Origin of the sequence: Sphingopyxis sp. YF1, from assembly GCF_022701295.1 — a bacterium.
Taxonomy (GTDB): Bacteria; Pseudomonadota; Alphaproteobacteria; order Sphingomonadales; family Sphingomonadaceae; genus Sphingopyxis.
Map to the genome: position 1 here is coordinate 1,404,415 of NZ_CP033204.1, position 12,787 is coordinate 1,417,201.

The 12,787-nt window shown below is 68.8% G+C and carries 9 protein-coding genes; 3 read left to right on the top strand and 6 right to left on the bottom strand.

From position 1 onward, the window contains the following. Positions 1-3: 3 nt before the first annotated feature. The 3 genes from EAO27_RS06825 to EAO27_RS06835 all read right to left on the bottom strand — a co-directional run bounded on the left by EAO27_RS06825 (position 4) and on the right by EAO27_RS06835 (position 5,330). Complete coding sequence (locus EAO27_RS06825; RefSeq protein WP_242780474.1) at positions 4-1,770, bottom strand: hypothetical protein; 1,767 nt, start codon at positions 1,768-1,770, stop codon at positions 4-6. Between the two features lie 98 nt (positions 1,771-1,868). Further along, positions 1,869-2,435 carry an isoprenylcysteine carboxylmethyltransferase family protein gene (locus EAO27_RS06830; RefSeq protein ID WP_242778651.1) on the bottom strand — a complete coding sequence of 189 codons (567 nt, stop codon included), beginning with the start codon at positions 2,433-2,435 and terminating at the stop codon, positions 1,869-1,871. Between the two features lie 534 nt (positions 2,436-2,969). After that, a complete protein-coding gene (locus EAO27_RS06835; RefSeq protein ID WP_242778654.1) occupies positions 2,970-5,330 on the bottom strand; it encodes a TonB-dependent receptor in 2,361 nt (786 codons plus the stop codon). Between the two features lie 162 nt (positions 5,331-5,492). Between EAO27_RS06835 and EAO27_RS06840 the strand changes: the two genes are divergently transcribed. Next, on the top strand, positions 5,493-6,215 hold the full coding sequence (locus EAO27_RS06840; protein WP_242778657.1) for a response regulator transcription factor: 723 nt from the start codon (positions 5,493-5,495) through the stop codon (positions 6,213-6,215). Between the two features lie 2 nt (positions 6,216-6,217). Then, positions 6,218-7,552, top strand: coding sequence for an ATP-binding protein (locus EAO27_RS06845; RefSeq protein WP_242778660.1), 1,335 nt, complete (start codon positions 6,218-6,220; stop codon positions 7,550-7,552). Between the two features lie 2 nt (positions 7,553-7,554). Here the strand turns inward: EAO27_RS06845 and EAO27_RS06850 are convergent, their stop codons facing one another. From EAO27_RS06850 to EAO27_RS06860, 3 genes are read right to left on the bottom strand one after another with little or no spacing between them, the layout of a single operon-like run. Continuing rightward, the gene (locus EAO27_RS06850) at positions 7,555-9,384 is read right to left on the bottom strand and encodes a DUF885 family protein (RefSeq protein WP_242778662.1); all 1,830 of its coding nucleotides are present in this window, start codon (positions 9,382-9,384) and stop codon (positions 7,555-7,557) included. 46 nt (positions 9,385-9,430) lie between these two features. Next, positions 9,431-10,141, bottom strand: coding sequence for an AraC family transcriptional regulator (locus EAO27_RS06855; RefSeq protein WP_242778665.1), 711 nt, complete (start codon positions 10,139-10,141; stop codon positions 9,431-9,433). Between the two features lie 4 nt (positions 10,142-10,145). Next, on the bottom strand, positions 10,146-11,180 hold the full coding sequence (locus EAO27_RS06860; RefSeq protein ID WP_242778668.1) for a sugar phosphate nucleotidyltransferase: 1,035 nt from the start codon (positions 11,178-11,180) through the stop codon (positions 10,146-10,148). Positions 11,181-11,398: 218 nt separating this feature from the next. On the opposite strand from EAO27_RS06860, the gene EAO27_RS06865 reads away from it, so the two are divergent. Beyond that, complete coding sequence (locus EAO27_RS06865) at positions 11,399-12,787, top strand: TIGR03013 family XrtA/PEP-CTERM system glycosyltransferase (protein WP_242778671.1); 1,389 nt, start codon at positions 11,399-11,401, stop codon at positions 12,785-12,787.

Below are 12,787 nucleotides of genomic sequence, written 5' to 3' on the forward strand. Positions count from 1 at the left end.
CGGCTACAGCCGGTCCATGCGGAGCCAGCGCCGGTCGCCGAGCCAGGCCTTGGCGAGCGCCTTGTCCGCCGCTGCCGCCTCGAGCTTGCGTCCTTGCGCGGCCTCGCTGCGGGAAAGACCGTAGAGCGCCCAGCCGTTGTTCGGCGCCTGCGCCAGCGCGGCGCGGAAGGCGGCGCTGGCGTCGTCGTAGCGCCGCGCGCGATAGAGGACGCCACCGAGCGCCTGATTGACCGGGAAGTACCAGTAGGTCGGTTCCTGATAGGGAAGGCGGGCCTCGATCGCCGCCGCTGTCCGATAATGGGCGATCGCTTCGTCGTGACGCCCCAGCGCCGCGGCGAAACGGCCGCGCGCAACCTGTTCGGCAAGCGTCAGCAGGTCGGGGGCAGGCACCCCCTGTTCGATCATCGCGTTCAGCGCGTCCGAACTGCGCAGGCGCGCGAGCGCCGCCATTTCGGCGTCGAAGCCCTTGCGATCGCGCCGCTGCGCATAGGCGATGCCACGCGCATAATGGCGCATCGCGGTCGGATAGGCGAGCCGCGCGTCGGGTGCGGGCATCGCCAGTATCGCCTCGGGGTCGGCGAACTGCGCCATCGCGAAAAAGGGTGCGGCGTCGATGGCCTGGATCCACGCGATCCGCGCCGAGGTTTCGGGATCGAGTATGGTGCGCAGGCGCTTCGCCTCGCGGATCGCGGTGCCCATGTCGCCCGCCATCTGCGCCGAGGTGACGATGAAGTGGATATTGTGCGGATAATAGCCGTAGCGCACGAGGCCGCGGTCGCCCGTGCTCTGGATATAGGCCTCGTCGGCGCGTGCGGCGGCGACGTTGACGCGGATCGAGTCGGCGTGGCGGCCGCGCCGCTGGAAGATGTGCCCCGGCATGTGGACGAGATGCGCGGCGCTGGGCGCGCGCGGGTTCGCCAGCCGGTCGGCCGCGGCTTCGGCGCGCTGCGGATCGTTCGATTCCATCAGATGAATATAGAGATGGTTCGCCTGCACATGCCCGGGATTGCGGCCGAGCACCGCTTCGATCAGCCGCACCGCTTCGCCGCTGCGCCCCACCGGCGTCTTCCCGTCGCCCTCCCAATAATTCCACGGGCTGGTGTCCATCGCGGCTTCGGCCGCGAGGACGGCGACATCGTCGTCGGCGGGGAAGCGCCGCGCGACGTCGAGCATCGCATCGGCATAGGCGGCATCGAGCGCGGCGCGCTCGGCGCCCGGATCGCGCGAATAGCGTTTGGCGACGGCTTCGATCAGTGCGCGTTCGACCGGGGCGGCACCGCTGCGCAGCGCCATCGCCTTGTCCATCGCGGCGAGCGCGGCGTCGCGGTCGCGGTCGTCCATCGGCGCGTTGATGTTCGGGCCGAGCGCCAGTGCTTCGCCCCACCAGCACATCGCGCAGCCGGGGTCGCGGCGCTGTGCTTCGCGGAACGAACGCACCGCGCCTGCATGGTTGAAGCCGTAGGTCAGCAGCAAGCCCTGGCTGAAATAGGACCGCGCCTGTGCGTCGCGCGTCGAAACGGGGAAGGGCGAGGCGGCGAGGTCGGGATAGAGCGGCATCGACCCCGCCGAACTGGCGGGAGCGGCGAAGGCCGCGGCGACGAGCAGGTCGCGCGCGAGCGTCGACCCTCCGCGGCGGATTCCGCACGACAGCGAGGCAAGGCGGCTCGGATCGAGCGCGTCGAGCGCGGCGGCCGAAAAGCCCGGCGGCGGCGCGAAACTGGCGAGCGAAAAACCGATGCCGACGATCGCGGCCGCCCTGAACGGATGCATCATCATTCCCCTTCCCCTCAAGGCGAACCCGAAACAGCGCGGGAGCCTATCATGAAAGCGGGAGGTGCCCAAGCCCGTGGCCGGGCGGGTGGCTCGCGTCAGCGCAGCAGCCAGCGCGGAACGGCACGGCGGAAATCGGCATAGGCGGTACCGAAGCGCGCGGCGAGATGCGCTTCCTCGAGGCGCACCTGCACATGGCAGGCGAGCGCGAAGACGATCGCGGCGGCCCAGCCCCAGGCTGTCGCGACCGCCAGCGCGGCGCCGATCGCCATCGCGATCATGCCGGCGAAGATCGGGTTGCGGCTGAAGGCGAAGAGGCCGCGGGTGACGAAGAGCGGCGCGTCGCCGGCGCGCACCCCGATGCGCCAGGCGTCGCCCATCTGGCGCTGGGCGACGAGAACGGCGAGCGCGCCGAGCCCCATGAGCGCGCTGCCCGCGGCCAGCGCCGCGGGCGGGGCTGCGAGGCGACCGAGTGCGAGGAGCAGGCTTGCCGCGACGAGCGCGGTGATCGCCAGTCCGAAGACGAACCCCGCGACGCGCTGGAGGCCGCGGGCTTCGAGGAAGGCGAAGGCGCTCACGCCGGTGCGCGCGCGGACCGACCGGCCGCGGATCAGCGTGGCGAGGGTGACGAGCAGGAACAGGACAAGCGGAACGAAGGACAGCATCGAAGATCTCCCGGAAGGGTTGCGATGCCGGGTGGAATACAGTCTGTAGCGACTACAGGGTCAAGGTGGTTTTGTGGACGCGGCGGCGCCGGGGCAGAGAGGGGGCGGCGTTGCCGGGTCTGGCGTCGCCCATGGTGCCGACTGACGGGAAGGGGATGACAAACCGCTGTGGTCTTCTTTCGTCGTCCCGGGTTGGACGCGTCGGCGCACGCGCCGCGCGGCCTTCCAAAGTTCAGTAAAGTTCAGCCCTGCGCGCCCCCGATTGGCACCTCGCGCGGGGCTGGACGTGCCCGGTCCGGCGCGCCGTGGCGCATCGGCAAGCCGGGCCGCAACGGCCTTTATCCGCCAAATCAAAGTACCGCACGAAGGCCGGCACGGCCGGACAATTTTGGAACGGCCTATTTGAAGGCGATGTCCGCTTCCGGTCGCTTGCTGCCGCTCCTTTCCATCGCTGCGCGACAGGGAGGAGCGGCGGGCGTCCGGCTCGGGTAGTGGCCGCTCGACGGCGCCGATCGTGACGCGATCCGCTGTGCGTCAGAAACGCGCGCTGACGCTGACCCAATAGCTGCGCGCCTTGTCCTTGTTGTTGTAGTGATCGATGTAGGTCGGCGTGTAGGCGCCGTTCACCGGATCGCCGAAATCGACGTCATAGGCGCGGAAGTCCTGGTCGAGCAGGTTGTTCACCCGGCCGCTGATCGTCAAATGATCGTTGATCCGATATTGCGCGCCGAAATTGAGCACCGTGTAGCTCTTGTAATAGAGATGGTCGCCGTTCGTCGCGACACCGCGATAGCGGCGCGAACGATGTTCGGCCGAGAGCTGCGCCGACACGCCGTCGAGCGGCTGCCAGTCGAGCGTTGCGTTCGCCATATGCCGCGCCGACTGGGTCAGCGGCTGGCCCGCCGAGGCGCCGGTGAGCTGCTTGCTGTCGGTGTAGGTGTAATTGGCGCGGATCGACAGGCCGGTGAAGAATTCATAGCGGCCCGCGACCTCGGCCCCCTTGATCCGCGCCCTGTCGATGTTGAACGGGATGCTGATCGTGCGGCCGAGCCCGAGGACTTCCCAATAATCGCCGAGATTGGCGCAGGGGCGCACGAAGTTGGTGAGCGCGCAGGGTTCGACGAGCGTCGTGTCGATCTTGTCCCTGAACTTGTTGTGGAACAGGGTGACGTTGAAGCCGCTGGCGGCGGTCGGATTCCAGTAGAGCGCGATCTCGCTGTTGACGCTGGTTTCGGGCTTGAGGTCGGGATTGCCGATGAACGGGCTGGTGCCCTGGCCGCCGAAGCCGCGGATGCCGTCGTAGAGGTCGGTGGTCTTCGGCGTCTTGTACCCCGTGCTCACCCCGCCCTTGACCGTGAGCGTCGGGGTGATCGCATAATTGGCGTAGAGGCGCGGGCTGACATGGCCGCCGAAGAGATTGTGGTTGTCGTATCGGATGCCGCCGGTGAGGCTGAAGCCTTCGAAGATGGTCCAGTTGTCCTCGGCGAACAGCGACCAGAGGCGGTGGTCCTGTACCGCGTCGATCCCGCCCACCGCGGCTTCGAGCCCGAATACGCCGTCGTCGAGCGTGCCGTCGATATACTGCCCGCCGATCACGAAATTATGCCGTCCCGCGAGGTTTTCGACCGGGATGTCGATGCGTACGTCGAGTGTCGACTGCGCGCTTTCGAGCGTGCGCAGCGGGCGCGGCAGGAAGGTGCGTTCGGCGAGCGCGCGGCGCTCGGCGGTGGGGATGCCGGCATAAGGGCCGGTGCCGCTGTACATCTGTTGCAGGAGCAGGCGTTCGGCGACCGAGAAGGGCATGGTGCGGCCCTTGTTGTTGGTCTTGATATGCGCGAACGAGACGAAGCTGCGCGCGAAGCCCCAGTCGCCATGATGGCTGACCGCCCAGTTCAGGCGGTCGAAGACCTGATCCTCGGTATAGCCGACGCGCGGCTGGACGATGCCGCCCGAGGCGCGCCAGATGCTGTCAATACCGTCGAGCGTGCCGAGCGGATAGGTGATTGCGCCGGTATCGGGATCGACGATCGGGGTGTTGTCATAGACCTGTTTCGAATAGTCGATGTCGAAGAGGAAGCTGTGGTCGGGCGACGGGGTGAAGGTCAGCGAGCCGCCATAGCTGCGGTTGGTGTTGCGCACCGTCTTGCCGCCGCCGCCGAAGCCGAGCCCGCGGACGTGCGAGACGCCGGCCGGATCGGCGACGGGCGCGAAATCGGGTTCCGACGGGTAGCGCTTGTAATAGGAACCGCGCAGCTTCATCCCGATGATGCCGGGGACTATCGGGCCGCTGACATTGGCGTCGAAGGTCATGTCGTCGCCGAAGTCACTGTCTTCCTGGATGCTGCGCCCGAAGGTCGCCGAGCCGCTCCAGCGATCGAGCACCTTCTTGGTAATGATGTTGATCACCCCGCCGAGCGCGTCGGCGCCGTAGAGGGTCGAGGCGGGGCCGCGAATGACCTCGATCCGCTCGATCGCGTCGAGCGGCGGAATGTGGTTGAACTGATTGCCGCCGAAGCTGTTCGGATAGATGTCGCCATGGTTGTTCTGGCGGCGGCCGTCGATCAGGACCAGCGTATAGTCGGACCCCATGCCGCGGATGCTGATCGTGCGCTGGCCGGTCTTGTCCGACGTCTCGCCGACGTCGACGCCCTCGATGTCGCGGACCGCGTCGATCAGCGTCATATAGGGGCGCTGGCGCAGCTCCGCCTCGCTGACCACGGTGATGCTCGCGGGGGCGTCGGTGATCTTCTGTTCATAGCCGGTGGCGGTGACGACGATGTCGCTGCCCGGCGCGTCGCCCTCTTCGGCGGCGGCGGGCACGGCGAGCATGGTCGCGATCGTGATCGCGGCGATGCTGGCGTTGCGTGCGGTGGAAGAGCGAAGCGGCTTGATCATCTGGTACCCCCGATAATGCGAATGATTATCATTGACATTCGAGGGGCGAACTGGTGCGGACGGCGCGCCGGGTCAATTGCGAAGACGGCGGCGCAGCGCGGGAGCAATACTTTGTTACATTCGGCAGCGATCGACGGGCCGGACCCCGGGGCGGGCGGACGCGTGCCGTCCGTCCCGCCGCATATCGTCGTCGTCGAGGACGATGCCGGGGTGCGCACGCTGCTGTCGCGCATCCTGCGCGAATGCGGTTACGACGTCACCGGCGCGGCCGACGGCGCCGAGCTGGAAGCCGCGATGGCGGCGCGGCAGGTCGACCTGCTGCTGCTCGATATCATGCTGCCGGGGGCGTGCGGGCTCGACATCTGCCGCACGATCCGCGCGCGCAGCCGCGTGCCGATCATCATGATCAGCGCGCGCGGGCAGGAAAGCGACCGCGTCGCGGGGCTCGACCTCGGCGCCGACGACTATGTCGCCAAGCCCTTCGGCCGCGCCGAGGTGTTGGCGCGGGTGCGCGCGGTGCTGCGCCGCGCCGGCGACGCGCATGTGCCGCTCGACGTGCCCGCGCCCGAATGCTTCGACTTTGCGGGCTGGCGCTATCATGCGCGGCGCCGCGAGCTGGTCGCGCCGTCGGGCGCCGAGGTCGAATTGACCGCCGCCGAGCATGAACTGCTGCTGACATTGCTGCGTTACCCGCAGCGGATGATCGGGCGCGAGCGGTTGCTTGAGCTGTCGCGCAGCCGGATCGCGACGTCGACCGACCGCAGCATCGACGTGCTGATCAGCCGGCTCCGGCGCAAGATCGGCGACGGTCGCAAGTCGCGCCCGCTGATCCGGACGATACGCGGCGTCGGGTACATGTTCGCCGCCGAAGTGAGCCTATCCTGACCATGGCGCTGCGGCGGCTGGGCATGGTCGGGCGGATCGCGCTGGTGCTCGTCGCGGCGGTCGCGCTCGAATTCGCCGGCAATGTCGCGCTGCTCCGCTGGCAGGAGCGCGAACTGGTGCCCGAAGCGCAGGTCGCGCGGATCGGGGCGCGGCTGGCGCTTGCCGAGCGCACCGCGCTCGCGAGCCACCCGAAGCATCGCGGGCGGCGACTGCACGCGCTGGCCGGCGACGGCGCGACGCTGAACTGGGTGCCGCGCTCGGTCATCACCGACTATAGCGGCTCGTTCGAGCGGCTCGCGGCGCTGCGCGCGCGGCTGGTGCAGGCCGCGCCCGCGCTCGCCGGGCGCGAGCTGCGGCTGACGCTGATGCCGTCGGCGAAGGCGGGCGAGCGCGACCTGCTCGGCGCGATCCAGCTCGCCGACGGCAGCTATGTCACCTTTCGCGTCGGCCCCTATCTCGGCGCGCCGCCGGCGCCGGGCAGGGTGATGCTGCTCCATCTGCTGCTGATCGCCGCGGTGCTGGGTCTTGCGCTCGCGATGGTGCAGGCGCTGGTGCGGCCGCTCCGCAATCTCGCCGCGGCGGCCGACGCAACGGGGCAGGGGCGGACGGGAACGATCATCGCCGAGGGGCCGCCCGAGGTGCGGCGCGTCGCAACCGCCTTTGCCGCGATGCAGCAACGGTTACTGGGTGCGATGGCGGACCAGACGCACGCGCTGGTCGCGGTCTCGCACGATTTGCGCACCCCGATCCAGCGGCTGCGGCTGCGCGCCGCGCTGCTCCCCGACAGCGACGACCGCGACGCGATCCACGATGATCTGGCCGAGATGGAGCGTTTCATCGAATCGACGCTCGCCTATGTCCGCAGCGGCGAGGAGGAAGCGGCGCGGCTGGTCGACGTCGCGGCGATCGTAGCGACCGCGGTCGACGCCGCCGCTGATCTGGGCGCCGCGATCGGCTGGCACGGCCCCGACGAGCTTCCCGCAACCGTCCGCCCGCTCGCGGTCAATCGCATCCTCGCCAATCTGATCGACAATGCCCGGCGCCACGCGGCGCGGATCGTGGTGACGCTTGCACATGCGCCGCACAACCGGTTCCTGCTGACGGTCGAGGACGACGGCCCGGGCATCCCTCCCGACCGGCGCGCCGAGGCGCTGCTGCCCTTTCGCCGCCTCGACGGCGCGCGCGGCCGCAGCGCGGGCGGCGCCGGGCTGGGCCTTGCGATCGCGGTGAAGGCGGTCGAGGCGATGGAGGGCAAGCTGACGCTGGGCGACAGCGCGCTCGGCGGGCTCGCGGTGCGGGTGGGCTTGCCGAAGGAGTGCGGAATTAATGGGTCCTGACCCTAGCCCTTCTGCGCCGCGGTCCAGCGTTCGATCACACCCGCGAGTACCTCGATCGGCATCGCGCCCGCCGAGAGCGCGGTGTCGTGGAAGCCGCGCAGGTCGAATTTGGCGCCGAGCGCGGCCTTTGCCTTTTCGCGGATCGCGACCCACTGGGTCTGGCCGACCATGTAGCTCGTCGCCTGTCCGGGCCAGACGCAATAGCGTTCGATCTCGGTGACGTTCGAGGGTTCGGGGGTGCCGAGCGTCTCGTTATAATATTGGATCGCCCTCTCTCGCGTCCATTTATAGTGGTGGAGACCGGTGTCGGCGACGAGGCGCGCGGCGCGGAACATGTAGGACTGGAGATAGCCGAGGCGGCCCCACGGGTCGTTTTCGTACACGCCCATCTCGTCGGCGAGCTGTTCGGCGTAAAGGCCCCAGCCCTCGGTATAGACCGAGTAGGCGGGGAGGCGGCGGAGGCGCGGGATTCCGGTCGCTTCCTGCGCCAGCGCGATCTGGTGGTGATGTCCGGGCGAGGCCTCGTGATAGGTGAGGGTCGGCAGCGTCCACGACGGGTTTTCGGCGGTGCCGCGCAGGTTGATATAATAAGCGCCGGGGCGCGAGCCGTCGAGCGCGGGGATCTGGTAATAGCCGCCGGTCGCGCCATCCTCGATATCGGCGGGGACGCGGCGGATCTCGACCCTGGCCTTGGGAAGGCGGCCGAAAGCTTCGGGCAGCCGTGCCTGGATCGCCTGCATCTGGGCGTTGAGTTCGGCGATCAGCTTTGTCTTGCCCTCGTCGGTGTTCGGATAGAGGAAGCGCGGGTCCTTGCCGAGTGCGCGCATGCGTTCGGCGACGCTGCCCTTGGTCATGCCCTGCGCCCTGAAGATCGCATCGGCCTGTGCGCTCAAATCGGCGACGCGGTCGAGGCCGAGTTGGTGGACCTCCTCCGCCGACATGCCCGTCGTCGTCGCGTAGCGCAGCGCATAGGCGTAATATTCGTCGCCCTTGGGCAGGCGCCAGACGCCGGCGTCGTGCGCCGCCTTGGGCCGCGCCGCGCGCAGTTCGTCGGCCTGCCGCCGCATCGCGGGGTAGATGCGGTCCTTGACGATCGCGGCGCAGCGTGCGGCCCAGTCGCCGGGAATATCCTCTGTCTTCGCCGCGATATTCTTCACGAGCCCATTGGCATCGGGCGCGGGCGCCCAGATGCGATCGAACTGGCCGAGGGTGCGGTCGATGACGAAGTCGGGCGGGATCACGCCATTCCGGTGGTCGGCGGCGATGCGTCCGGTCTCGTTATCGAGCTGGGCGGCGAAGTCGGCGCAGCGCGCGAGATAGGCCTCGGCATCGGCGGCGTTGGCGATCGCATGCTGGTTGATCAGAAAGTCGGGGATCGAGCGATAGGTGCCCGAAAGCTGCGTCACCGGGTGCGGTTCGGGCCAGCTGTGGAGGCCATAGTCGAAGCTGTCATAGGCCTTGACGAAATGCTGCCAGGGGCCGTGGAAGGTCTCGTAGTTCACGAGGTCCATGCCCGAAAGCTTTGAAACATTGATCGTGTCCAGCTCGGCGAGGCCGTCGCGATAGAGCTGGTGGCTGCGCTTGATTCCCGCGGGCGAGCGGTCGTCGAGCTTTGCCTTGAGCGGGGCGCGGCCACCCTTGTCGAGCCCGAGCGCGGTGGCGAATTCGGGGCTTTCGTCGACCAGCCGGTCGTAGATGCGCTCGTAGATGGCGGTGAGCTTTGCGCCCTCGCCCGTCGGAGCATCGGCGAGCATCGCGCGCGCGGGCGCACGAACGGTCGCGAGCGCGGAGCCGGCAGCGAGGGTGGCGAGAAGGGTGCGGCGGTCGAGCATCGGCGAACTCCAATATGGTGTGTTGTCCGGGTGCTACACGTTTGGCCTATCCGAGTCTTGTATCGATTTGACCTTTTTTTCGCCAGCGGCCCGGCGGGGCGCCGCTGAGCCGCGCAACCGCGTGCGTCATATGCGCCTGGTCGGCGAAGCCGAAGCGGTGCGCGATCGCCGCCAGCGGCTCGGCACCGGCGCGCACCGCCGCGAGCGCGGCGCGCGCGCGGGCGTCGGCGCGATACGCCTTTGGCGTGCACCCATAGGCGGCGCGAAAACCGCGGCTGAGCGTTTCGGCGCGCACGCCGGTGCGCTCGGCCCATTCGCCGAGGACGATCGTCACGGCGCCGCGCAGGTCGCGCGCGAGCAGGTCGGGCCAGTCGCGCGCGCCGTCGGGCGCCGCGACGAACTGTTCGGCAAAGAGTCGCACGGCGGCGCGCGGGTCGCGCGCGGCGAGGCGGACGAGCGCGTCGGGGTCGGCGACGCGACCGCGCACATGCGGCGTCCGGGCGAGTTCGGGCGGGAGGTCGAGTATGAGGACGCGCGCGCCGCGTGCCTCGACGCGGTCGAGGTGCGATTCGAAGGCGTGGTGGATCAGCGCGTCGCCGGCGCGAACGTCGAAGCGCCCCTCGTCGCCGGCTTCCTGATAGCCGCCCTCGAGCACAACCGCGACGAAAGGGGCGTCGTGGCAATGGCGGGTGCGCAGTTCGTGCGGATGGTGGGCGAGCAGTCCGAGCAGTGCATCGGCGAAGCAGCGCGCGCCCATCGCGCTATTCGCGCGCCTTGGCCGCGGCGCGGACGTCCTGGCAGCGCGCCAGCGGCATGACGAGGATGTCGTCGCCGTCGACGACCACCGCGACGCCCTCCATGCCGATCACCGACACGCGCTTGTCGCCCGCGCGGATCAGATTGCCGCTGCTGTCGTGGAGGAAGACGTCGCCGGACACGGCATTGCCGGCCGGATCGTGCGCGGCGAGTGCGTGCACCGCCTGCCAGCTGCCGAGGTCGGACCAGCCCATCGCAACGGGGACGATCGCGACGCGCGCGTCCTTTTCCATCACGGCATAGTCGATCGAGTCCGACGGCGCCTTTTCGAATTCGGGCGCGTCGGCGTAGAGCGCGTCGCCATCGTACATGCCCGCGGCGACCGCGCGGTCGGCGGCTTCGAAGATCGCGCGACAATGGGTGAGCATCGCGTCGCGCATGCGCCCGGCGCGGAACAGGAAGATACCGGCGTTCCAGCTGTAGCCGCCCGCAGCGAGCATCCTTTCGGCATCCGCGAGCGGCGGCTTTTCGACGAAGCGCTCGACCGCGAAGCCTTCTTCGCCGAGCGCCGCGCCGCTCGCGATATAGCCGAAACCGGTGTCGGGGTGCGTCGGGGTGATACCGAAGGTGACGAGCCAGTCCTGCTGCGCGAGCCGCGCGCCCTTTGCGATCGCGGCGTGGAAGGCCGGAACGTCGGCGATGACATGGTCGCTGGGCATGACGAGCAGCAAGGTGACGGCATCGGCGCGCGCCACCGCGAGCGCGATCGCCGCGGCGGTGTTGCGCGGCATCGGTTCGACGAGCAGCGCGGCCTCGTGCGGTCCCATCTGTTCGCGCACGGTGGCCACATGCGCGTCGCCGCACAGGATGATCGGGGGCAGGAAATGCTCGCCCGCCGGGGTGCGCGCGACGGTCTGGCGGAACAGGCTCTCGCTGCCGGTGAGCGGCAGAAACTGTTTTGCGCGCGTGCCGCGCGATTCGGGCCAGAGGCGCGTTCCGGCGCCGCCGCACAGGATGACGGGTTGGATCTGGAGGGTCATGGGCATCGGTCTAACCCGTTGAAGCGAGGCGTGTCATCCCCTGATTGGAGGTTTTCGGGGCGATTGCGGGCGAGCGTTGCGATTGCCGGGCCGGTCGACGGGACCGAACGGCTTTGACTTTCGCCATGGCGCGGAACAAAGCGGCGTGCAGGTGTAAAATTAACCGACACTTCATCCCTCGGCTTTAGGGTATCTGCCCGAAAGGGCTGCCATTTTCCATGTTTCGTCTGTTCAAACATTATGTTCCGCACGCGGTGGTCTGGCTCGCGCTGATCGAGTTTTGCGCGCTGCTCGCCTCGGCCGAGGGGGCGTGGCATCTTTACGCGCACCAGGCGGGCTTCGACGCGGGACCGATCGGCGAGCGCTGGCTCCCGCTGCTGACCTTTGCCGTATCGAACATGCTCGCGATGATGGCGGTCGGCATGTACGGGACCGAGGCGCTGCGCGCGATGGGGTTCGCGACGGCGCGGCTGCTCGCGGCGATCTCGCTCGGGGTGATCTTCCTGTCGGTGCTGGGTTTCGTCCTGCCGACGGTGACGCTGTGGCGCGCGAACAGCATTTACGCGATGGTGTTCGCGATCGTGCTGCTCCTCGCAGTGCGGTTGATGCTCACGCAGAGCGCGGGCACCGACGCCTTTCGCCGCCGCATCCTCGTGCTCGGCGCGGGGCCGCGCGCGGCGCGGCTGAAGGCGTTGTCGGAGGAACCGGGGCGCGGTTTCCAGATCGCGGGCTATGTCGCGATGGCGGCGACCGAAAAGGCCGTAACCGGCGCGCTGCCGCGCGCGAAGGTCGCAAGCCTGGCCGATCATGCCGTCGCGCTGGGCGCGGGCGAGGTGGTGCTGGCGATGGAGGAGCGGCGCGGTGCGCTGCCGCTCGCCGACCTGCTCCGCGTCAAGACCACCGGGGTCCATGTCAACGATATCGCAAGCTTCCTCGAGCGCGAGACCGGGCGCGTCGACCTTGCCACCACGAACCCCAGTTTCCTGATCTTTTCCGACGGCTTTTCGGCGGGGCAGCGGATCGCGCGGGCGAGCAAGCGCGTGTTCGACATCCTCGCGAGCCTCGCGGTGCTCGTCATCGGCCTGCCGCTGATCCTGATCGCCGGAATCGCGGTCAAGCTCGACAGCAAGGGGCCGGTTTTCTATCGCCAGCCGCGCGTCGGGCTGTTCGGTGCGCCGTACGACGTCGTCAAGATCCGGTCGATGCGCACCGACGCCGAAGCGGCGGGCAAGGCGGTGTGGGCGAGCGAGAACGACCCCCGCATCACGCGCGTCGGCCATATCATCCGCAAGCTCCGGATCGACGAGCTGCCGCAGCTGTGGTGCGTGCTCAAGGGCGAGATGAGCTTCGTCGGTCCGCGTCCCGAACGCCCGAGCTTCGTCGAGGAGCTGGAGCGCGAACTGCCCTATTATGCCGAGCGGCACATGGTGAAGCCGGGGCTGACCGGCTGGGCGCAGATCAACTATCCCTATGGCGCGTCGGTCGAGGATGCGCGGGTGAAGCTCGAATACGACCTTTATTACGCGAAGAATTATTCGCCCTTCCTCGACCTCCTGATCCTGCTCCAGACGGTGCGTGTGGTGCTGTGGCCCGAGGGGGCCCGCTGA